Source organism: Cupriavidus metallidurans CH34 (genome assembly GCF_000196015.1).
GTDB classification, from domain to species: Bacteria; Pseudomonadota; Gammaproteobacteria; order Burkholderiales; family Burkholderiaceae; genus Cupriavidus; species Cupriavidus metallidurans.
The window spans coordinates 1619371-1642861 of record NC_007974.2; the positions used below are offsets into that span (position 1 = coordinate 1619371).

General features: G+C 63.0%; 17 protein-coding genes. 5 read left to right on the plus strand and 12 right to left on the minus strand.

The annotated features are described in order from the left end of the window. Positions 1-266: 266 nt before the first annotated feature. Positions 267-1667 (minus strand): aminotransferase-like domain-containing protein, encoded by a 1401-nt coding sequence (locus RMET_RS25415; protein ID WP_011519375.1) that lies wholly within the window; start codon positions 1665-1667, stop codon positions 267-269. Between the two features lie 179 nt (positions 1668-1846). Here RMET_RS25415 and RMET_RS25420 point away from each other — a divergent pair, with 179 nt between their 5' ends. From RMET_RS25420 to RMET_RS25430, 4 genes are all read left to right on the plus strand, one after another. Beyond that, a complete protein-coding gene (locus tag RMET_RS25420) occupies positions 1847-3280 on the plus strand; it encodes a cytochrome ubiquinol oxidase subunit I (protein WP_011519376.1) in 1434 nt (477 codons plus the stop codon). A 4-nt stretch (positions 3281-3284) separates the two neighbouring features. Continuing rightward, the gene (gene cydB / locus RMET_RS25425) at positions 3285-4292 is read left to right on the plus strand and encodes a cytochrome d ubiquinol oxidase subunit II (RefSeq protein ID WP_011519377.1); all 1008 of its coding nucleotides are present in this window, start codon (positions 3285-3287) and stop codon (positions 4290-4292) included. 10 nt (positions 4293-4302) lie between these two features. Next, positions 4303-4434, plus strand: coding sequence for a DUF2474 domain-containing protein (locus tag RMET_RS32870; RefSeq protein ID WP_080710377.1), 132 nt, complete (start codon positions 4303-4305; stop codon positions 4432-4434). A gap of 137 nt (positions 4435-4571) precedes the next feature. Continuing rightward, positions 4572-5270 (plus strand): alpha/beta hydrolase, encoded by a 699-nt coding sequence (locus RMET_RS25430; protein WP_011519378.1) that lies wholly within the window; start codon positions 4572-4574, stop codon positions 5268-5270. 237 nt (positions 5271-5507) lie between these two features. Here RMET_RS25430 and RMET_RS32880 read toward each other — a convergent pair whose 3' ends face one another. From RMET_RS32880 to RMET_RS31840, 9 genes are all read right to left on the minus strand, one after another. Next, complete coding sequence (locus tag RMET_RS32880) at positions 5508-6599, minus strand: fimbrial protein (protein WP_011519380.1); 1092 nt, start codon at positions 6597-6599, stop codon at positions 5508-5510. A 186-nt stretch (positions 6600-6785) separates the two neighbouring features. Further along, the gene (locus tag RMET_RS25440; protein WP_231138573.1) at positions 6786-9317 is read right to left on the minus strand and encodes a fimbria/pilus outer membrane usher protein; all 2532 of its coding nucleotides are present in this window, start codon (positions 9315-9317) and stop codon (positions 6786-6788) included. A 186-nt stretch (positions 9318-9503) separates the two neighbouring features. Next, positions 9504-10259 carry a fimbria/pilus periplasmic chaperone gene (locus RMET_RS25445; protein WP_029310074.1) on the minus strand — a complete coding sequence of 252 codons (756 nt, stop codon included), beginning with the start codon at positions 10257-10259 and terminating at the stop codon, positions 9504-9506. A 77-nt stretch (positions 10260-10336) separates the two neighbouring features. Then, positions 10337-10891: a fimbrial protein gene (locus RMET_RS25450; protein WP_011519383.1), complete on the minus strand. Its 555-nt coding sequence runs from the start codon at positions 10889-10891 to the stop codon at positions 10337-10339. Between the two features lie 301 nt (positions 10892-11192). After that, positions 11193-12026: an EAL domain-containing protein gene (locus tag RMET_RS25455; RefSeq protein WP_029306449.1), complete on the minus strand. Its 834-nt coding sequence runs from the start codon at positions 12024-12026 to the stop codon at positions 11193-11195. A 275-nt stretch (positions 12027-12301) separates the two neighbouring features. Then, positions 12302-15670: an ATP-binding protein gene (locus RMET_RS25460; RefSeq protein ID WP_011519385.1), complete on the minus strand. Its 3369-nt coding sequence runs from the start codon at positions 15668-15670 to the stop codon at positions 12302-12304. A gap of 253 nt (positions 15671-15923) precedes the next feature. Continuing rightward, the gene (locus RMET_RS25465) at positions 15924-16439 is read right to left on the minus strand and encodes a helix-turn-helix transcriptional regulator (protein WP_157139115.1); all 516 of its coding nucleotides are present in this window, start codon (positions 16437-16439) and stop codon (positions 15924-15926) included. Between the two features lie 433 nt (positions 16440-16872). Beyond that, positions 16873-17517, minus strand: coding sequence for a response regulator transcription factor (locus tag RMET_RS25470; protein WP_011519387.1), 645 nt, complete (start codon positions 17515-17517; stop codon positions 16873-16875). A 174-nt stretch (positions 17518-17691) separates the two neighbouring features. Then, positions 17692-20547 carry an ATP-binding protein gene (locus RMET_RS31840; RefSeq protein WP_011519388.1) on the minus strand — a complete coding sequence of 952 codons (2856 nt, stop codon included), beginning with the start codon at positions 20545-20547 and terminating at the stop codon, positions 17692-17694. A gap of 280 nt (positions 20548-20827) precedes the next feature. On the opposite strand from RMET_RS31840, the gene RMET_RS25480 reads away from it, so the two are divergent. Then, positions 20828-21091: a hypothetical protein gene (locus RMET_RS25480; RefSeq protein WP_029306453.1), complete on the plus strand. Its 264-nt coding sequence runs from the start codon at positions 20828-20830 to the stop codon at positions 21089-21091. 81 nt (positions 21092-21172) lie between these two features. On the opposite strand, the gene RMET_RS25485 is transcribed toward RMET_RS25480, so the two are convergent. Both RMET_RS25485 and RMET_RS25490 read right to left on the minus strand, forming a co-directional pair. Next, positions 21173-22201, minus strand: a complete 1029-nt coding sequence (locus RMET_RS25485) for a cytochrome-c peroxidase (RefSeq protein ID WP_011519389.1) — start codon at positions 22199-22201, stop codon at positions 21173-21175. A gap of 253 nt (positions 22202-22454) precedes the next feature. Beyond that, positions 22455-23489, minus strand: coding sequence for a Bug family tripartite tricarboxylate transporter substrate binding protein (locus RMET_RS25490; protein WP_049799851.1), 1035 nt, complete (start codon positions 23487-23489; stop codon positions 22455-22457). Positions 23490-23491: the final 2 nt, after the last annotated feature.

A 23491-nucleotide genomic window follows, 5' to 3' on the forward strand; every position in this document is an offset into this window, starting at 1 on the left:
CTAACAACAATGAAACGTTTCATCAATAAGGGATTGCGACCAGTTCGCGCGACTGAGCGATATTCCCCCATCGTTGATGAATCGATTTATATGGCAGGACGACCGAAGAACGCGTGCACAGTGGTGCAGCCGTGTGACGTACCCGACAAAGGCGAGAGATCTGCAGATACCGCCGCTTCCATCCATACACCCAAGACCCGTATGGATGACGGACCACGGCTCCGGAGCAACGCGCCAGACAGGTGTCCGGCGCTGCTGGACCACAACTAGACAATGGCCCGCACGCCTCGACGGCGATCCTCCCGCAGCAACGTGGCGATCCGCTGCAACGCATGAGCCAGATCCGTCTGGCTACGCGCGCCGCCGACCGACAGACGCACCGCATCCACGGGATTCGCATCCACGCTGAACGCATCCGAGCAGGCCACCAGCACGCCCTGCTGCTCGAGCGCGAGCGCGAACAACTGTCGATTCCAGTGGGCCGGCAGCGTCATCCACAAGTGCAGGCCGGTGGGATGTGCGTTGACGTCCTTCGGCAACAGGTTGCGCGCCAGCGTCTGCCGCGCGCGCACTTCGCGCTGGATGTCGAGCATCAGGTGCCTGGCCTGGCCACTGCGCATCCAGTGCTCGGCCACCGCGGTCAGCAATAGCGAACACCCCATGCTGGAGGCGCGCAACGCATCCTGCAGCATTGCGGCATCGTGCTGGCGCGGCAACAGGACGAACGACGTGCGCAGGCTCGGCCAGAGGCATTTCGACAGCGAGGTCAGATAGTACGCACGCTCGCCCCCTTCGTAGGTGACGATCGGCGGCGGCGCGTCGTTGAGCAGGTAGCGATAGGGATCGTCCTCGATCAGCGTCATGCCGAGCTTGCGCAACATGGCCCCGATGGCCTCGCGCCGGTGCTCGGGCATGGTGCTCGCAGTCGGGTTCTGGAGCGTCGGATTCAGGTAGATCACCTGCGCGCCGGTTTCGCGATGGCTTCGTTCGATCGCGTCCGGCAACACCCCATCCTGGTCGACTTCGAGCGCGACGACACGCAAACCGAGCTGCTGCGCGGTAAGCAGAAAGCCGGGATAGGTCAGCGGCTCGGCAAGGACGGCATCCCCACGCTGCGTGCGCGACTGCAAAAGGCTGAAGATCGCGGCCTGGGTACCCGCGCAGACAATCAGTTCCTGCTGCCCTGCCATCGCGCCAACCGCGGGCCGCAGCCACGCCCTGCCCGCCTGGACGATCGAGGCGCCGGACCACGTGTCCTGGTAGGCGGACATCGCCTCGATGCCTTGCCGTGCCAGCACTTCGTCAATGGCCAACTTGAGCGCGTCACCCATGCTTCCACTGGCCGGCTGCGGTGGGGTGTTCATCGACAGGTCGATACGCATCTCATCGCCCGCCTCGCCAACGCCCGCGACGAACGAGCCACGCCCGCTGAACGACGAGATCAGGCCACGATTGCGTGCCTCCGTATAGGCACGCGTCACCGTGGTGAGATCCACCCCGAGCTGCGTCGCCAGCCACCGCTGCGACGGGATCTGGTCGCCGACGGCGAGTTCGCCCGTCTGCACCGCCCGCGCAATCAAATCCGCGATCTGCATGTAGCGCGGCCCTGCGCCCGGTGTCAGCGGGCGCAGCCATTCCACATGGCGTTCGCCTTTCATGTCACTCATCGTCGACTTCCTTCAATCGTCCATTGCAAACCCGGAACCTGAGGCATAGTATACGCATACAGTCCATACATAAACGCATACAGTTTATCACTGTATGGAGTATTTGCCACGGGCTCACGGTGTCGCAAGCCGCCAGACAGGCGAGGCGCGGATTGGGATGAGCCCAGGAGAATTTGTCCATGTCTGCATTCGAAGCCCTTGATCTGGCGCGGTTTCAGTTTGGCTTCACCGTCTCGTTCCACATCATTTTTCCGGCCATCACGATCGGGATGGCGTCCTACCTTGCCGTGCTGGAAGGGTGCTGGCTACGCACCAGGAACACCGTCTATCGCGACCTCTATCATTTCTGGTCCAAGATCTTCGCGCTGAACTTCGGCATGGGCGTGGTCTCCGGACTGGTGATGGCCTACCAGTTCGGTACCAACTGGAGTTTCTTCTCCGAGTTCGCGGGCAGCATCACCGGCCCCCTGCTGGCGTACGAGGTGCTGACGGCCTTCTTCCTCGAAGCGGGCTTCCTCGGCGTCATGCTGTTTGGCTGGAAGCGGGTCGGCCCGGGGCTGCACTTCTTCGCCACGCTGATGGTGGCACTGGGCACGCTGATCTCGGCCACGTGGATTCTGGCGTCCAATAGCTGGATGCAGACCCCGCAGGGATTCGAGATCGTCGATGGCCGCGTGGTGCCGACCGACTGGCTCGCCGTGATCTTCAATCCGTCGTTCCCCTATCGCCTGGTGCATATGAGCATCGCGGCCTTCCTCTCCACTGCGCTGTTCGTCGCTGCATCGGCCGCATGGCATCTGCTGCGCGGCAACGACAATCCGGCCATCCGCAAGATGCTGTCGATGGCGATGGGAATGCTACTGATCGTCGCCCCCATCCAGGCCGTGGTGGGTGACATGCACGGCCTGAACACGCTCGAACATCAGCCCGCGAAGATCGCCGCGCTGGAAGGCCATTGGGAGTCGCACGGCGACGAGCCGCTGCCGTTGCTGGTATTCGGCTGGCCGGATATGGAGCGCGAGGAAACACGCTTCGCAGTCGGCATTCCTCGCTTGGGCAGCCTGATCCTGACGCACACGCTGGACGGGCAAATCAAGGGCCTGAAATCCTTCCCGCCTCAAGACCGACCTAATGCCGCGATCCTGTTCTGGAGCTTCCGTGTGATGGTTGGCCTGGGCATGCTGATGATCCTGCTCGGCCTCTGGAGCCAATGGCTGCGCTGGCGCGGGCGGCTGTATGAACATCGCGGCTTCCTGCGCATGGCGCTCTGGATGGGTCCCACAGGATTGGTCGCCCTGCTCGCCGGGTGGTTCACCACGGAGATCGGCCGCCAGCCCTGGGTGGTGTATGGCCTGATGCGGACGGCCGATGCCGCGACGCCGCACAGCGGCACGCAGCTGACGATCTCGCTGGCGCTGTTCGTCATTACGTACTTCTTCGTCTTCGGCGTGGGCATTGCCTACATGTTGCGGCTGGTACGCAAGGGGCCGAAGCCGTCCGAGGGCGACGTGTTCGAATCCGATGCCGAACCGCCAACGGACCACAAACCCGCGCGACCGCTATCGGCCATCAACGACGACACGCGCCTGAACCCCGCGGAAGCAAGGAGCTGACATCATGGGTATCGATCTCTCTCTGCTCTGGATTCTGATCATCTTCTTCGGCGTGATGATGTACGTCGTGATGGACGGCTTCGATCTCGGCATCGGCATCCTGTTTCCGTTCGTGCCCGCCCGGCATGACCGCGATGTGATGATGAACACGGTGGCGCCCGTCTGGGACGGCAACGAGACCTGGCTGGTGCTGGGCGGCGCGGGCCTGCTGGCGGCGTTCCCGCTGGCCTACTCCGTGGTCCTGTCCGCGCTCTACCTGCCGATCGTTCTGATGCTGCTGGGGCTGATCTTTCGTGGCGTGGCGTTCGAATTCCGCTTCAAGGCCAACGACCGCGAACGCCCGGTATGGGATCTGTCGTTCATGGGCGGATCACTGGTGGCCGCGTTCTTCCAGGGGGTGGCGCTGGGGGCCTACGTCGATGGCCTGCCCGTCAAGGACGGCGCCTTCGTGGGCAGCCCCATGGGATGGCTCGCCCCGTTCCCGCTGTTCTGCGGCGTCGGCGTGGTCGTCGCCTACACGCTGCTGGGGGGCACGTGGCTGATCCTGAAGACCGAGGGCCCGCTGCACGACCGGATGAAAGCCCTGACGTCCCGGCTGGTGTGGGCGCTGCTCGCGATCATCGCGGTCATCAGCATCTGGACGCCGATTGCCCAGCCACGCATCGCCGAACGCTGGTTCAGCCTGCCCAACCTCTTCTGGTTCGCGCCGGTCCCCCTGCTTGTGCTGCTGTGCGCCGTGCTCCTGCTGCGTGCCTTGCGCCGGGACACCCATGCGCAACCGTTCCTCTTCACGCTCGGGCTGGTTTTCCTGGGATACAGCGGCCTGGCCATCAGTGTGTGGCCCAACATCGTGCCGCCATCGGTCTCGATCTGGGCCGCCGCCGCGCCGCCGCAAAGCCAGGGCTTCGCGCTGGTCGGCGCGCTGTTCGTGATTCCGTTCATCCTGATGTACACGGTGTGGTCCTACTACGTGTTCCGCGGCAAGGTCCGCGTCGGCGATGGCTACCACTAGGAGACCCGACATGTCGCACTTACCTGACTGGGCGCGCCGGACTGGCTGGCTTCTGGTCATCTGGACCTGCAGCGTGGCCGGGCTGGGCGTGGCAGCCCTGGTGCTCCGCCTGCTCATGCAGATGGCTGGCATGCATCGGTAACCGGCTTCTATAGTTGTTCCGGCATTCCGGATCCGAATTCGCGGACCGGATGCGGGCGCGGTTCGCCCCCGCCGAAGGGCCGCGCGCGTCGAAGACCTCGGTGGCCAGCAAAACCGTAGACAGACAGGAGTCCCATCATGAGCAACAAGCCCACCATCATTCTGGTACATGGGTTCTGGGGAGGCGCCGCCCACTGGGGCAAAGTCATCGTCGAGCTTGCACGCAAGGGGCATACGTCCCTTCACGCCGTCGAGATGCCGCTGACCTCACTGGCCGACGATGCCGAACGTACCCGAAAGATGATTGCGCAGCAGCCGGGCCCCGTGCTGCTGGTGGGCCACTCGTACGGTGGCGCTGTGATCACGCAGGCGGGCAACCAGCCGAATGTGGTGGGGCTCGTCTATATCGCGGCATTCGCCCCGGATGCCGGAGAAAGTCCCGGCGGCATCACGCAGCAATGCCTGCCGGCTGCAGCGCCCAACCTTGCGCCCGACAGCGACGGGTATCTGTGGCTGAAGGCCGACAAGTTTCATGAGAGCTTCTGCCAGGATCTGTCCGCCGACGAGGCACTGATCATGGCCGTCACCCAGAAGGCGCCCGTTTCCAGCACCTTCGGCGACACCATCGCCGTGCCGGCATGGAAGACCAAGCCATCGTGGTACCAGATCTCCAGCGAGGACAGAATGATTGCGCCGGCCAACCAGACCATGATGTCCGCCCGGCTCAACGCCAGGAAGGTCATCACGCTGGACGCCAGCCATGCATCGCTGGCCTCCCGGCCTGCGGAGATCGCAGCGTTCATCGACGAGGCCGCCGCCACGGCGAGCCAGGGCTGATGCCTCGTCGTGCCAAGGGGACGCAGCGCTCACGCGACGGATCCCGCCTTGCCCCAGGGCGCAAGGCGGGCCGCGCTGCCACCAACGCTGGCCCCGCAACTAGCCAAACTGGCCGATCACCCGCCAGCCGCCAACGCTAACTGGCGATATGAGGTCAAGTTCGAATCGGCATCAGCGTGTGCTTGGGAAGACCGAGGGGCGGAGCCCTGTCATGACAAGACTTAACCCCGCCAGGGCCTACTGGTAGTCAAACGTGAAGGTCATTGCAGAAGTCACGGCACCTGCCGCTACGGTCCCGACCCGAATGTAGCGCGCCATAAAGGGAAAGCTGTTCTGAACATTGGCGCTGATCGTGCCCATATCGACGCGCGACTGCAAGCGTACAGGCGCCTGGTATTGGTCGACGATCTGTACGCCCACGCCCCCTGCACCGCCGGTCTGCACACTCAATATGCCGTTGTTCGCATCAATCACACTCAATCCGGCAGCGGCATCGAGCGAAATACCGACCCGGGCGCTAGCGTCGCATCTGAGCCCGATGGCGAATGCCGTGGCCCCCGCGGTTCCGGCAGAGAGTGCCCCCTGATTGATCGTCGGGAGCCGCACCACCGCCGGAGCAGTGGGTGTACAGGCGATGCTTTTCAGCGTAATGGCACCAGCCGGATAAATCTGGCTGGCAGTGACGCTGTCGATGTTGAGCAAACCGTTGGTGTTATAGACACCAAACACCCAGGCCGCGTTGTTCATGACCGATCCGTCGACAATCGGGCCCGCGATCCTGACTAACTCCAACGTGCCGGAGAAGTTGTAGCTGCCTCCCGCTCCAATCTGCGCAATGGACGAGAAGCAAGCCTGTCCGGAGCCATTGACGATGGGGGTCCCAGAGCTGTTGCGCAGCCGCATCCCGACGCCACTAATGCCAGTCGTATAAACACCTGGCATGACTTCCGTCGAGCCACCATCTCGGGTGCACGCAACGATGGAACTGCCTACCTGGATCGTCAGGGGCCCACCCCAGCCAATAGTACAGGTTCCCGACATTGAAAATGCGCGTACCGTACCTGGAATGGTATCTCCCGGCAGCAAGCTGGACGGTACGGCGACAGTGCCCGGATAGCTGATCGCATTCGGTAAGCCGCTTGTGTTCGTACAGGCGTAGGCGTGTGCCGTGGATTGCATCCCCATTGCGAACGCCAGAACGGCAAGTATCCTTACAAAAAGGCCGTAAATGGTGCCGGTTCTGTTGTGCCGATACGTTGGCGCCCGAAGGGAACTGCTCCTGCCAATCGGCAGATTTCTGAAGACGCTCTTTACAATTTCAGTACTCATTTTGAATCCCAGTATTCACCGCAGCATTCGTCATCGCTTGTCCGCCAGAATTTCCCAGGCGAATGCCAATGCCGGCCACGCTTGTAGAACCGACGCCCGGCATGACCTCGGCGCCACTGCTGTGACGCATCACGACTATCCGGCGTCGTTCCTCACCCCATTCACCATGCCCCTGGCCCGCGACGATCACGGGTTCGGCCGGCACTCCGCACCCGCCTGTACCAACCCGGCAGGAGCCGCGTCGACGCCGGGCAATGCATAGGACAGCGAGCACGAATCCTTCGGGCCCGCGCCCCACTTGGCCAGCAACGTTCCGCTGTCGTCCTTCACGCCACGTAGGATCGCCAATCCACCCTGGGCCACCGTGCCGAAGGACCGGCCATTGTCGTCCAGCACTTCCGCACCGAACGGCAACGGGCTGCCGTCTGGTAGCTTGATGCGCAGCGCCACGGCACGACCCGGGTTATCGGTTTCGAACAGCACCTTCACCACGGCGCCGGCTGTCGGGGCAACGTTCTGCATGGTCGACTTCAGTTCGACGTTCAGCGGTAATCCCTTCGGATCGAGGTTGATCTCGTTGCGAGAGAACGGGGTCAGATTCGAGACCACCGCGTGCCCCCATCGATCGATACGCAGGCCCGTATCGTTGAGCACCTGCGCGCCCACCGCATCCTTGGCCTCGATGACCGCGACGGTATCGCCGAAGCGCGGGGCGAACGTGACACCGCCCTGGTAAGCCACCACACCGCCTGAGATGCCCACGCCCGCCTGCGTGTAGTTCGTGCCCTTACTCACGTTGCCCGATAGCGTCGCCATCCTCGATATGTAGGAGGCATTGAGGCTGGCGCTGTTGTTGGTAGGCGCGTCGCCACCGCTGGCATGATTGGCGGAGACCGAGTACGACAGCGCATGATCGGCGCCGAGCGTCCCGGAAAGGGTCTCCTGCAAGGTAGTTGCCCCCTGCGAGTCCTTCTGGAGGCTGGTCGTCGAGTACGGCGCGAACGGTGACTTGCCGAGCGGCAGCGTCAGCGTCAGCATCACGCGGTTGTCCCACTTGCCGGTATTGAGGCTGAGCTGCCTGGCCGCCGAAATCCCGTAGCTGACACCCCTGTAGATATTGCTGTAACCGGCCTGGAACTGCGTGTCCCGGCCATCCCGGTTCCAGTAGTCCTGGGTCGATCCCGACAGATAGAAGCTGCCGTATCCCGCCGAAAGCATCTGATTGAGCATCACCTGCAACCGGCCACGCACCGTGCCCACCGCGGAAAAGCCGAGTCCGCGCGAATCGAGATCGCGCAGTATCACCGCGTCGGAAAAGCCCAGATAGCCGCGCGTCGAGTAACGATAGGCCGCCAGCGTCAGGTTGGTATTGGTCGGGGCAACCAGCTTGCTGTACGACAGCCGGATGCTTTGCCCGCTACGATCCGGCTCCGAAGTCAGGTGTGTCGACGCTTGCGTGACATCGAGGCCGATCGCGCCAAAGTCCGTGCTCATGGCCAGACCCGCCAGCGCGGACCAGTAGCCCTCGGACACCAGCGCGCCACCGTAGGCGGTGAACATGTTCGACAGGCCGTGTTGGATCGTGGCCTGGAACACGCCGGGCTTGCTTGAGATGCTGGTATTGCGGAACTGACCGGCCGTCACGCCATAGCGCGTTACGCCCGGGCGCAGCGCATTGGCCATCGGCGCGAACGGCACGCGGGAGACATGCTGCGACCCATCGGCTTCGGTCACCACCACGTCGATGTCGCCGCCGTAGCCGGTTGGATACAGATCGTTGATCTCGAACGCGCCCGGGGCGACCGTGGTTTCGTAAATGATGTTGCCGTTCTGGCGAATCTGTACCCGCGCGTTGCTGTTGGCGATGCCATGGATCGTCGGCGCGTATCCGCGTTGCGAGTCCGGATACATGCGGTCATCGGTCGCCAGCTGGACACCGCGAAAGCCGAAACTGTCGAACATCCGGCCATCGGTGAAGGCATCGCCCAGCGTGAGCTGGCTCTTGATCTCATTAATCGACCGTTGCAGGTTGGTCTGCACCGCCTGGTAGTGCGTGGCGCCCGGCTGCCCTCCGCCACTGCTATACGACAGATTGCCGTTGTGGTGGAACCTCCATGGTCCCAGGTTCAAACCTGCGTCGAGCCCCACGAAGCCCTGCGTGTACGAGACCCCGGCGCTATCCGAATGGTAGGCATTGGCGTTGTACTGCAACCGCGCGGCGGGAATACCGTTATCCCAGTATTTCGGGTCGACATAACCGCGCGCAGAACGCCTCATATAGAGCTGCGGGATGCTCACGTCAAGACGTTGCTCTCCAGTATCGAACGTCGCGGTGGCCGCGGGGATCAGCGCGGGAATCTGTTCGCAGCCAGACCCATCCTGGAGCCGCGCGATTGCCTCTGGCGGCAGCTTGGCGAGATCGACGCCCATACGTTCGAGCATGTCGTGATCGAAGCAAGGCTGCACGTTGTGCGCGTCATCCCCAATCGCGCGAAGGTTGACTTCGGCGCGGCCCAGCCAGGCATCATTGACATACAGGTCGGCACGGTAGCTGCCTGGGGTCGCGAAGTTGCCCTGATTGAATCGGGAGATATCCAGCCGCATCCCGTCCGGGCTATGAAGAAAGGTATCGTTAAATTCCACGGCGGCTATCGTCACGCCCACCGGCGCGTCCGTGGAAGTGGCCATGGCGGGCGTGACTACCGCCCCCGCGAACATCGAGAGCACGACTGCGCTCACCTGACACAGGCGACTTGGGATCGAATGAGGGATTCTTGATACCGGCTTCATGGCCACTCGGAGAATTTGGACAAACGGCCGCCCCTGCGGAGCACGCGGCCCGCATCGGTGGACTGTCTTGAAAGGAAACCTCGGACGCCGGCTGTCAGCGCCAGCGCTGATGGATCAACTGGCCGGGACTACCGGAGCATCGCCCTCTATCGGGCCACCCCAGTCATTGATCGCGCGATAGTGCACGCTGCCATTGGCACCCAAACCCGCTTCACCATCGAGAGGAAACGTCTTCGTTTCGCCGGGGCCGATCATGCCGCCCTCCTGATTGCGAACCGTCTTGCCTCCCGCGGACACATCCATGCCGGCGTACGAGACGTGATAGCCCGTCGGATTGGTCGCTTCAAGCGCCAGTGTCTTGCCCGCAGGCTTGATGCGCCAGGTCACGCGCGACGGAGCTTCCGCTGCGGTGCCCACCAGGCCGGTGGGTCGGTAGAAGAGCTTGACGCGGGTGCGGAACGCAAGTTGCAGACGATTGGCTTCCGCTAGGTCACCCGTGGCTTTCGGGGGGATTTCCAGCACGTTCAGCCAGAACACGGACTCCTTGTCCGTTGGCAGTGGCTCGCCGGTGTAGAGCACGCGCAGTGTCTGCCCCTTGCTCGGATCGATACGCGCCACCGGAGGCATCACCGTAAATGGCACTTCGATGGATGTCGGCGAAGCCTTCGGATCGCCCTTGTCCACCCACGTCTGGATCAATGCCGGCGTATTGCCTTCATTGGATGCCCGGATCGTGGCTTCCTTGTCTTTCTCGTCGAGTATGACGCGCGTGCCGCCCAGGACCACCGAGGCGTGCGCTGCAGAACCCGTAAGGCCCAATACAAGCATCCCGGCGGCCAACGCGGATTGAATCGTTGACCTAGTTTTCATGACAGCTAATGCGAATTCGGTGTGCTGAAGCCGGATGGCCCCCTGACAGACGCCAAGGCGCCATCCCGGCAGACTGCTTAGTTGTAGGAAATGTCGTACGTCACCGTCGAGCTGACGGCGCCCGCACCCGAGCCGGCGGCCGAGGTCGAGTGATACTGCGCGTAGTAGTCCAGATTGGCGGCGCCAGCGGTGATCGGCACCGACTTCGAGTTCTGCAGACCGGCACCAACGCCATCCGAGGCACCCACGGTGATGACCGAGGTGTCCTTGTTCAGCAGTTCGATTTCGACTGCCGTGGCCGAGCCAGCGTTGATCAGTCGACCAGTGCCCAGATTGACGGTGGAACCTGCCTCGAAGAACGTGTGGACGTTGCCCGTGGCCGGCGTGCAGTTCGTCAGCGCAATCCGGAAGCCCGTGCGGCCGGCGGTCGCGTCCAGGGCGTTCAGCGTGGTCGTCGAAACGGTCGGCATCGTGACCGTGAAGTTCACCGGCGCGGTGCCACCGTTGATCTTGCAGGTCGTGGCGGTGATGTTGCCGTTGAACGTGATAGTGCCGTCCGGCGCGGCATGGGCGAGTTGGGCACCCATGGCGGCGATGGCTACGATCGTGGCGGAAATAAGCTTGGTTTTCATATCGGAATTATCAAGAGACAGGAATCAAAAATATAGACGGAGGGCCTAGCCAGAGATCGAAAACAAAATGCTGCCGCGGATCGGAGAATGCACTTCCTTTCCACCTCTCATTCTCCGCCGGCCCCCAACAACATTATTGGTTCAACCGACATTGCACTCAAATAGGGCAAGCCTTAAAATTCGCTGCAATGTCATTCAATCCTGCAGTAGATAATCCATCAACCCCATTGAGCGACGTTTCCTGCTCAAATAGAGAAAATCCGAATCATGAGAATCAGTTATTCGTGACCCGGCGAAAACCTCACATTTCCGGTTTCCAGCGCGCCGATACCTGGCGCTTAAAGAACTGATGGGCCAGGCGGGCCTCCGGCATCGGCGCTCCCAGCAGAAATCCCTGAGCCTGATGGCAGCCAAGTCTGATCAGGCACTCCAGGTCATCGAAGTTTTCCACCCCTTCGGCGATGGCCTTGAGGCCCATTGCGCGCACCATGCCGATAACGCTGCCCAGCAGGGATGCGGCGCGCGGGTCACGTCCAATGTTCTTCACCAGCGACTGGTCGAGCTTGATCGAGTCACACTCGATATGGCGAAGCAGCTGCAATGAAGTGGTGCCCGTCCCGAAGTCGTCCAGCGCGATGCTCACGCCTTCTGCCCTGAGCGCCCGAATGGCGTCCCGCGCCGTCATTAGGTCATTGACTTCCGTTTGCTCGGACACTTCGACATGCAGGCTACGCATGGAGATGCCGAAATGCTGGCAGGCGGATCGCAGCGCCACGTGCAGCCTGCCGGTTTCCAGGCAGCGCCACTCCGCATTGATCGAGATCGGAAGCGCAAGTCCGCCCTTCTCCCAACGGCGCACCGCCGCGGCTGCGTGCCAGATCATCACGATCGTCAGTTCGGACAGCAGATCGTGCTCACGCAACGCCCCCAGGAATGCGGCCGGCGGAATCATGCCGAAGCCGGGACGCGCCCAGCGCGCGAGCGCTTCTACTCCGCGCAAATGCCCCCCATCCAGATCGAACTGCGGCTGATAGCAAGCCACGAATTCGCCACAATCTATCGCGTTGCGTAGCACTTCCACCTGTAGCAATTCCGGCGCCCACCAGGATTCCATGGTGTCCTCGGCGACCTGCATTTGAGGACACTCGGATTTACCAGACTCGCGGGGTCTGGCGTGCATCTCTTGCATCCATGACATGCTGCTATTACCTCTCGAACGTTTTACCCTTGCCAATCTATCCACGACAGCACAGATACCTCGCCTGAACGAATGCCGTCACCATGAATCGGAGAAACTTCATCGATTCACAAAATCCCCATCACCTTTTCCAATAATGACTCGGATAATTCCCACGACGCTATTGGAAACCCCTTAAATTTGGGCGCGATATTTAATGTCACGATCAGACATTATCGATCGGGCAAGGGCAGCCCGGGAGCCGACGCGCGGCGGACGGGCTGCCCGAGATCCACGCCCGCGTACTGCGCGATCAGCGTTTCCAGGGCCGTGCGCAGGGCAATCCATTGTTCCTCCATGCCCGCAAGACCGGACTCCTCGATGGTTCGCTCGAGCCACCGACATGCCTGGGACTCCGACGCATGACCAAGCGTGGCCAGCGCGCCGGCCAGGGCATGAAGCTTGCGCATCAGGCGGACGGTATCGCCTGCGGCCGCCGCCTCCGACAGTTCCGCCAGGTCCTCGCCGAGGTACTCGCTCAAGGACATCATGGCTTCCTTCGGGATTAGTGACGGTTCCGTACCCGGCAAGGGTGGTGAAGCATCCAAGGGCTCGATCAGTTCCCGAAGCGCCGCGAGCCGTACCGGCTTGGTCAGGCAGCGGTTGATGCCGGCCTTCTGGCACGCACTCTGCAGGTCGGGGCCAACGCTGGCGGTCACGGCAATGATGGGAACGGTGATCCCACGTTCGCGCATCGTCCGCGCAAGTTCGTATCCATCCATGGACGGCATCTGGAGGTCGGTGAGGATCAGGTCGTAGGACTGGCTCGCGGTCAGCGCCAGCGCTTCCCGTCCATCGCCGGCAACATCCACCCGCTGCCCGAGCCATTCGAGCAGCCGGCGCATGACAACCTGGTTGACGCGATGATCCTCCACCAGCAGGATGCGCAGCGACTTGAGCGCGAGATGCCCCTGCGCAGAGTCGGCACGCCGCTGCACTGGCATCGGGAGTTCAAGCCCTGCGGCGGTCAGAATCGCCTGAACCAGGCCGCGCCACGCGTACCGCGAGGCACGGATCGGCGTCTGACTCGTGTCTGGCAACAGGGACGCGTTGCTCTCGATCACGACGTCGGCATCGGGACAGGCATGGATATCCCCGTGCTCGCAGACCACCACATCCACGGGCGTGGCGGGCGGCTGCGAGGAATCGAACCTGACCACCACCGCACCATAGTGCTGCAACAGGTGCTCGATCCCGTGGTAAGTCTCGCGCGAGGGACTGCACAGCCCGACGGTCAGACCACTCAGGCCGTTCGCGATGTACAAATCGTTCAAGAGACCGGTCTGCACGATGTCGGCCGGCTGCGTGACCGTCACCGGCTCCATCGGAATGCGCACATCGAAACAACTGCCGAGCCCCGGCTCACTCACCAGGCGAATGGAACCGTTCATGAGCCCGACGAGCCGGTTGCAGATGGAGAGCCCCAGCCCCGTGCCGCCAAAACGGCGGGAGTCCGACTGCTCGGCCTGCACGAATGGCGCGAACAGGCGCTGCTGATCCTCGATGGCGATACCAATGCCGGTGTCGATCACGCGCAGCTTGAGCCAGTCCCTACCACCTTCCGTCATGGTGGTAGCCTCGACCACAACCTTTCCCTGCTCCGTGAACTTGATCGCGTTGCTGACGAGATTGCCGAGCACCTGCTCCGTCTTGAGTGGGTCGAGCAGGATTGGGGCGTGCAACGCGGGATCGATCACGCAAAGTAGCTGCAACGACCTGCGCTCCGCATCCGGGGCAAACCGCCGGCAAACGTCCTCGACAAGGCTATCGATCTGGCAGGGGCGCGCCTGCAATGCCATCTGCCCGGCCTCGATCTTGCTGAAGTCGAGCACGTCGTTGATGATCTGGATGAGCGACTGCGCCGATTGCTGCATGACCTCCAGCTGGTCGCGCTGGGCCGCGTCGAGCGCGCTCACCTCCAGCAGTTCGATGCTGCCGAGCATGCCGTTCAACGGCGTGCGAATCTCATGGCTCATCGTCGCGAGAAAGGCGGACTTTGCCCGGTTCGCCGCATCCGCGTCATGGATGGCCTGGAGCAGCGTGGATTCGCTCTGCCGGGCGGCGGTCACGTCGTCCATGGCGCAGAGCTTCGCCGGCTTGCCCTGATACGTTGACTCGACCACACGGACGGTAAGATAGCTCACCGTTTCATCGGTATGCGCCAGCTCGAAGTTGAACTTCCCATGCCGGCCAACCGTATTGCCGCGCTCGCCATCCGCCAGCGCATTGCAGGCCGCGCGGTGAAAGCGCGCCAGTTCTCCGGGCTTTGCGTGAGCCGTGATCCGATCGGAGACATCGTTCTCCATCAACACCGCGGCGTTCGTACTGTCGAGGATCACGAGCCCGACGCCGGTCGACTCGATGATGGTGCGCCCAAGGACTTCGCTCTCCTGCAGGCGCAATGATTGCGTTTGCGTAGGCCGCATGATGCGTCTGTCCACCAGCCGGACCCATGCCAGCATCAAGGTGCAGGTCAGCCCAGTCAACGCGAACAGCCAAAGCGTGTTCCGCCGCAGGCTCTCCCACAGCATGCCGGTCTCCACCACCTCCACGGCTCGCCATCCGGAGCGATCCACCGGACCGTCCAGCACCATGACGCTGGGTAGTAGCCCGCTGCCCACGAACGTCGGCAAGTTCGTCGCGACATGGGCTCGCTTCACGAGCGCCTGGCTCACTGCCGGCGGCAGCGGATCCCGGGACATGGAATCCGGCCGGAGGATCGTCCCTTCCGCGGTCTGCACGAAGAAGCCGTCCTCAAGGTCGTCATCCTCGGGAAAGATCGCGCTCAGCGGAAAGTCCATCGCAAACACGGCGCGCGGTTCGCCATCTACATGGATCAGGGTCGCCACCGTAACGATGGGGGTGCGAGACACCCAGTCGTAGCCCGGCTCCAGCATCACGACGCGGCCGGGGGCCGCCTTCAACTGCTCCAGCAGCTTCCGGCTGCGCAATCGCGCAATACTCCCTTCGACGAAGGCCTGGTACGTCGCGTCGTTCCGCAGCGTCTCCCTGGCTTGCGGCAGATTGCGTGGCGTGACATAGAAACGATCGGCATTGAGGTCAACGAGCCAGACGTTCTCCAGGCCCTGATACTGGACACTGCTCACGCGCAACATGAACGCCAGCACGTTCGCCAGCGGCGCAATGCTGGCATCGGCCGGTATCGCCTCCCGTCCAGCGGAAATGGGCAACGCCACGTACGGTCGTTCGCCACGCTTCTGCAGATGGTCGATCCAGTCGCGACTGGTGGTCTGCGCCATAGGCTTACCGACGCCAACCTCGATCAGACGTTCGAGCGTGCCTTGCGCGCGCAGCGTCATTCTCCGCACCGCAGTCAGATTTGCCTCCACCTGTTCCGCACGTGCCTGGAACAGGATCTTCTGCCGGTCGACGGCTTCGTCCATGCGGTACTTGAGCAACACGAACCACGACAGCCCGATCAGCACCAGCAGGCAGGTGACAAAGACATAAACCAGATTGCGGATCTGAGAGATGCTCAATGGCAACGCGGCCAGCTTCTCTCCTTTGATCAGCTTCCTCATGATGATTTCCCTTACTACTTGGGGGGCATTCCGGCTCGGGCCGACACGCTCCCCCATCCGCAGCGCATGGTTGCGCGATACGGTGTGTCGTGTCGTGGGTCTGGAACACTGCCAAGCGCCGTCGAGTTTGGCCGCAGTGCCGAGCGGGGCGTTATCCCCGGGGCTTTGGTACCCATGGTGGCCAACCCTCGATCGGGGCTGGCATTCGCTTCAACCTGGCGGGACGTTACGGCCCGCGCCAGGCTACATCGTGCTACACCAGGCCGTACTGGATCGACATCGCCACAAGCTGCACGTGATCTTGCACATTCATCTTGCGCATCAGACTCTTCTTCTGCGCGCTGACCGTGTTGACGCTGCGGCCAGTGTCGCGGGCAATCTTCGAGATCGGCACGCCGGCCAGGTAAAGCCGCAGGACTTCCAGTTCGCGCCGGGAAAGGCTGTGGCGAATCTCGTCGACGCTGTGGCGAACCTCGTCGACGGCGCGCGGCGCGGCACGCCATGAACCCCACATCACGTCCATCGCCCGCGGGGAGAGCGAACCGATGCCCATGTGCGCCATCAATACCGCCTGCGCCACGGCATCGGCGTCATCCAGCGCACTGACGATGTTCTTTACACCGCTGCCGAGCAGCGTCAACACATCGGCCCGGCGCGTCAGATCGGCCTGGACGACCAGCGTTGCCGGCGGCGCCATCGTGGAGTCAACCAGCCGGAGAAACAGTGCGGATTGATCAAGGCCGGATTCCGGCTCCCGGACCTGAAGCACGACGTCGCATCCCGCGCGCTGCGTGATTGCGAGAACCTCCTCGGCACGCCCGCTGTTTCCGACGAGCTCAATGCACGGCAAGGACTCAAGACGTCGCGCCAGAGCCTGACAGACTGCAGGTCGATCACTTGCGATGCATAGCCTGACTTTCTTCATTTCCTACTATCCCGATTCAATATCTGCCTGCATCCATGTTGGTTCACGGGAGCGGCCGGGACTATAAGGCAACGATTAAATTTGGGCGCAATGCATGCAGGTGACGGGGTTACGTCAATGCATCCGCACCGGAATGGTGCGTGATGCGATGGCCGACACGGAGAGTCGACGGAACTGCGGGAGGGAGCAAGAAGTAGCGAGAAAGAGCGGGTCCGAGGACCCGCGTGCCGGCTGCGATTACGCCAATGGCGGTGGCAGCGGCAATGACCGGGCCCGATTACTGGGCGGCCGCAAGCATGCCGTGGGTGACGGCGTACTGATAAAGCTCGTAATCCGATGTCAGACCCAGCTTGCGCATCGCCATGCTCTTCTGGGCGCTGATGGTCTTGCTGCTGCGATTGGCCTGCCGGGCGATCTCGACCAGGGGCACACCAGCCGCGCATTTGCGCACGACCTCCAGTTCCCGCTTCGAGAGCTTTGGCTCCGGCGCGCCGCCGTCGTCGCTGGCATCGCCGAGCAACGCCTGCACCGCAGGCGCCAGATAAGCGATACCGACGAAGGCCGCCCGGATCGCGGGGGCGAGATGGCCAAGGTGATCGGACTTGCTCAGGATCACCGAGATGCCTGCCTTCTGAATGTTCCGCAGCAGGGCGGGATTGTCGAGCATCGTGATCACGACAATGCGTACGGCCGGATGGCGCCTGCGAATCAACTGCAGCATCGGCAAGCCGTCGCCAGTCGCACTCCCCGGCATGGAATAGTCGGTCACCAGCACATCGCACTGGGTGGTGTCGAGCAGACGCAGCAGCTCGGTGGAGCTATGCGCCGTGCCAACGACTTCAAACCCAACCTCGTCACCTAGTTCTCTACGGATGCCATTGACGACTACCGGGTGATCGTCGGCAATTAGTACCTGAATCATCTTGCCCCTTCGGACCCGGTCGATTGAATGAGATATATGGATCACATTGCCCTTGTATGGCCGGGTCGCCATGTCGAGATAATAGAAGTTCTACGAGATATGAGTCCTAGGGAAAGCCTTAAATCCACAAGCCATCATCATCAATGGCCAAGTCTTGCGCGGCACATCGGCGAGCTATGACTCGGCTTCGAGGTACACCTGCAGGTAGCCGTCCAGGTCATCGGCGAGCTGTTTGGCGCCATCGAACGCGTCGCGCGCCACGGCTTCGAGTTCCCTGCACAGGTCCGCCACCTCCTCCCAGTCATGCAAATGCGCGACGGCGCCGCGAACGCGATGCGCGCGCTCGGCCACGGTCCCGAGATTCTTCTGCTCGACAGCCTGCCTGATGGCCCGCGCGTCTTCCCAGACCGTGCGTATCAGCAGCAACCGGTCATCTTGCGAGACGTCGCCCTGAGGCAGTTCGGCGGCGCTCCTGGCTGCCGTCGCCAGCGCTTCACTTCGGTCCGGCAACACCTGCCTGAGGCTATCGGCAAGGGCCTGCAACAGAACAGGCTTGGTGAGATGTCCGTTCATCCCCGATGCCACGCAGCGCTCGGCCTCTCCGGTGGCCACGCTGGCGGTGACGCCGATGATCGGGATGGTGAAGCCGTCCGCGCGCAAGGCATGCGCAAGTGCATAGCCGTCCATCCCTGGCATGTGCACATCGGTCAGCACCGCATCGAATTGGCCCTGCCTGCAAGCAAGCAATGCGTCCTCGCCACTACTGACCATGGTCGTCCGGCAACCCAGCTGTTCTAGTTGCTGCTGCATCAGCCGGCGATTGACCGGATGGTCGTCCACCGCCAGCACCTGCAGATCCAGCTTCAACATCTGCGTCGAACGTTGAACCGGAGACGCCGTGCTGGTCAGCGGGATGCCTGCCGCCCGACACAGCGCGCGCACGATGCCGGCCTGATGATAGGCGGATACAACCAGGCCATCGGGCCTTGCCACGGCCTCCAGCGGCCCACTTGCCTTGAGCCTGACCACTCCGGCGTATCCGTTCGGCACGGGGCCCTGCGTCTCGTCCGCTATCAGCAGGATAGTGCCCGGGTCGGTGGCGTCGCCCTGGCAGGCAATTGCCCTTCCTCCTGACTGGCGGATCATGGCGATGACATCCGCGCGCCATACGGGGTCCTGCGCCCGGACGACGACATTGGGCAATGCCGGTTCGACCGACTGTCGTGCCTCCCCAATCTCCAGGGGCACGGAAAAGGAAAAGCGGCTGCCGCGCCCAAGCTCGCTCTCGACGACAATGCTGGCCCCCATCCGGCGGGCCAGCCTCCTGCAGATCGAAAGGCCGAGGCCCGACCCACCGAAACGCCGGGCCGTGGTGGCATCACCCTGAACGAATGGTTCGAAGAGTTGTGCCTGCGTGCCTGGCGACATGCCGATACCGGTATCGAGGACTTCCAGCACCAGACACAGCGTCGTCTCGTCCGAGGGCGTCGAAGCGGCGCGGAAGGCCCGGATGCCAACGTGCCCTTCCGACGTAAACTTCAACGCGTTGGTTAGAAAATTGTCGAGGGCCTGCCTGACACGGACCGGATCGCCGATGAGCCAGGGTAGATCGGCCTGCACATAGCAGGTCAGCGCCAATCCCTTGCGCAGTGCGAGCGGCGCGTGGGATCGAGCTACGGCCTCCACCAGTTCCACGGGATCGAACGCCACGGACTCCAGAGTGAGCTGCCCGCCCTCGAACTTGGTGTAGTCCAGCAGATCGTCGATGATCGACAGCAATGTGGCCGACGACGTCTGAATCGTCCCGACGTCCTGGCGCTGCCGATCATCCAGCGCGGTCAGGGACAACAATTCCAGCGTACCCAACATGCCGTACAACGGCGTCCGCATCTCGTGGCTCATCGCCGCCAGAAAGATCGACTTGGCTGCGTTCGCATCCTCGGCCAGTCGATGAGCCCGCTGGAGTTCGCGCTCGGCCTGCAGGCGGATGGCGACCTGCCGCCGCTGACGCCAGTAGCCGAGAGCCAGAAGCGCCAGCGCCGTGACGACCAGCGCCACGTACGGTGCGGCACGCCGCCGGATTTCGCTACCCGACAAACCGAACTGATAGGTCGTGGTCAGGTATCGATTGCGGATCGCCTGTCGCCGCTCCGGTGGCATGGCCTCGATGGCGCGATCGATCAGCGGCACGAGCGGCTCCAGCCCCGGCCGCACATCGAATCCGATGAGCTGCCGCAGCCTGGTAGCGCCCACAACCTTGAGTTGGCCCACGTAGCGGCTCTGAATAGCGCGATCCAGCGCAGCCAGATTGCCAATGTAGAGATCGGCCTTGTTGTCCCGCACCATCTCCAGCGCCGCCTCGGGCGAGGCAGCAGTCACGATCGGCGCCGACGGTACCGCCGCGCGCACCAGATCGGCCATGACCGACTTGGCGGCCACGGCAACCCGAAAGCCTGCAAGCTCGGACAGTTCGCCGATGGCCGGGGAATCGGTTCGTCCAACGATCACAAGGGGATAGGACTCGACGGCACGGGTACGGGTCGGGAGATGCCGATTCGCCATCTCCGCCGGCTCGACATACTGATTGAGATCGATCTGCCCGGCCGCCCTCAACCGGCCGGACTCGGCCGGCTCCGCGACGGAACTCACATCGAAACGCAGGCCCAGGGTCTCACTCAGGTAGGCCAGGTAGGCGCTCAGTATTCCGGTGGGCTGACCATCCTCGTCCTCGTAGGTGAACGGCGCCCACTGAGTCAGCAATTGCACGCGCAGCCGAGGCAGGGAGGCCAGGTAGCGCCGCTCGTCTTCACCCAACGGCGCCGCCGCCTGCGCTGGTGTGCCGGCCACAACGGAATCCTGCGGCTTGGAGCCGTCCAAAGCGACTGGCTGCGCCGCCGGGAAATAAACGTGGCGCCCCGACGCTTCACCGGCTGCCGCGGACGCCGCAACCGGCAGCAGCACCGCTGCCAGCATGAGGGTGAACGAAGCCACGCGTCGACGGGCAATCCGCGTCGGACTGGAATGCCACATGCCTTCCTCCTAGCGCCCGGGATGGCGGCCACGTTCGTCAGCAGTTCGCCCCGGCGTTCACCAATATGGGATTTGTATGCTACTCCACTGCGCGATTAGGTGGTGTCATACGCGATTGCAAGTGCCACCCGTTCGACAACTGGCAGTGGCCGCGCGGCGCGCGGCTCGACGAGATCGCCCGCCATGATCCATGGGATGGCTACAATGCAGTACGGCAGACACTGACCCGCGCACGCAAGCTGCTGGATAGCGTCCCAACCACCTCAGGGAGACGAAACCCATGAAACACGAATCCACGTCCGTTCCTGCTTCGCTGCGCGCGCTCGCGCTGTCTCTCGGCTGCCTGCTGGCCGCACCGGCCATCGCCAAGCTCCCGCCGCCAACGCCGGAACAACAGCAGGCCGCCGAAGCCAGGAAGGCCAAGGAGGCGCAGGACGCCAAGGCTCAGGCCGAGGCGCTGGCCAAGGTCCAGGACCAACTCGCCGCGCGGTTCGGCAAGGGGTCCGACGCAGCGGCCAAACCCGCCGAGGCGCAAGCACGTTGACGCGGGGCCCCCAAGGGGGAAAGAGGACGGGGACGGGGACGGGACGGGGCCCCAACGCGCGCGGGCGCCGTCAGCGGCGCCTTACTCGAAAGGCTTCGACTTCGGCGTCTTGTCGCTCGATGGCGGCAGCATCGGCAGCACGATCTTCGGCTGATCGCCGGTCAGCGTCTTCAGGAACGCCACGATGTCGGCGTTCTCTTCCGGCGTGAACTTGCGTGCCAGTTGCAGTCGACCCATCGTATCCACCGCCTGACTCAGCGTGGCCGCCTCGCCATCGTGGAAGTACGGGTAGGTCAGCGCCACGTTGCGCAGGGTCGGCACCTTGAAATTGAAGCGATCAGCGTCCTTGCCCGTCACCGCGGCACGGCCCTCCGACGGATTCCCGGTCTTGTACGGCTCCACGAGACCCATCTTCTGGAACGAGTTGCCGCCGATGTTCTGGCCGTTGTGGCAGGCAACGCAGCCCGAGCCCTTGAACAACTGGTAGCCGCGCAACTCCTGCGCGTTGATAGCCGTCTTGTCACCCTTCAGCCATTTGTCGAATCGCGCATTCGGCGTGACCAGCGTTTCCTCGAATGCGGCAATGGCCAGTGTGATCTCGGATATCGTCAGCTTGACCGACTTGAAGACCTTGCGAAATTCGTCGACGTATCCGGGGATGGATCGGAGCGTGTCGACCGCCAACTCGTGCGTGAAGGCCATCTCGATTGGATTGGCAATCGGCCCGCGCGCCTGCTCTGGCAAATCTTTCGCCCGGCCATCCCAGAACTGCACGAAGTTCAGGCTGGAATTCAGGACGGTCGGCGAGTTGATGCCGCCCTGCTTCCACTTGTCGCCGATGGACGTCTTGAGGTTATCCGAGCCACCCATGCTGAGGTTATGGCACGAGTTGCACGAGATAAAGCCAGAGCGCGAAAGACGAGGATCGAACCAGAGCTTTTCGCCCAGCGCCACGCGTTCCGGGTGCTGGACCTTGGCAGGTGCGATGGGCTGGATAGGTTCGGCTTGCGGCTCGGCGGCGTGCGCACTGGATACGGTAGCGGCAAACAGCACCGTTATGAACGTCGCCGTCGAAAACGTCGACAGGACTCTGCTTCGGCTGGATTTCATGGGGACTCCGTCTTGTTGATCGGACCGCGAGACGCGGACCGCAAGCCGGATTAGGCACTTTTGGTTCCATCCAGGTGTTGATAGCTATCAACCGCTTTGGAGGATGAAACGAACGGGTACGACACATATCAAATCGGGCTCGATTTCGTCCCCGATGCGTCGCAGCCAGCCGGACATGCCCATCGTCGCCGAACGATTGGCATGCCCGGCTGGCCCGTCACCCGTTGTGCGTCAGCAGTACATCAACGGCGCGTCAGTCCAGCGTGATGCCCTCGCGCTGGATCACCACCGCCCAGTTGGCCTCTTCCTTCTCGACGCGCTTGGCAAAGTTCGCCGGGTCGATCATGACCACTTCACCCTGCTGACTCAGAACCGACTTTGCGCGGGCATCGTTGGCCACACCCTTGGTGATCTCATACAGCTTCTGCACGATCTGCGGCGGCGTGCCGGCCGGCGCCAGCATGCCGAGCCAGAAGCTGACATCGAACGGCTTGACACCGGCTTCCTCCAGCGACGGCACGTCGGGCAACTGCGGCATCCGCTTGGGCGATGTCACTGCAAGCGGCTTCAGCTTGCCAGCCTTGATCTGCGGCAGCCCATTCCACGCGTCGAAAGCAGTCTCCAGTTCACCGCTGATCACAGCCATCTCCGCCTGCGAGGCCGATTTGTACGGCACGTGCGTGGTCTGGATCTTCTCCCGGTTGTTCAGCATGGCGAAGCTCAGATGCGCGATGTTGCCCGGCCCCGCCGAGCCATAGCTAAGCTTGCCCGGATTGCGCGTGGCGTAGCGAACCAGATCGCCAACCGAACCGATACTGTTCTTCTTTGCCCACTCGGGGTTCGCCACCAGCACGAACGGCGCCTCCACTACCAGCGCGACCGGCGCCAGATCCTTGGGCTTGTAGTTGCTCCGCTTGTACACCTGCGGGTTGATGGTGATGCTGCTCGAGTTCGTGACCAGCAGCGTATAGCCGTCCGCGGGCGACTTGGCGACCTCGGCAACGCCGATCAGGCCGTTCGCGCCCGGCTTGTTCTCGACGATGACCGGCTGCCCCAGCGACTTGCTGAGCTGCTCCGACAGCACGCGCGCGACGGTATCGGTGGTGGACCCTGCCGGGAACGGCACGACGATCCGGATCGGCTTGTTGGGCCAGTTGGCTGTCTGTGTGGCCGTCTGCGCGCCAGCCGGTGCCGCCATCGTCCCTGCCATGACGGCCAGCGCCGCTGCCACCAGCTTCATCCCGCCCTTGATGGCGCGGCGGCGTGCAGTGATTTCGCGTTCTTTCATGT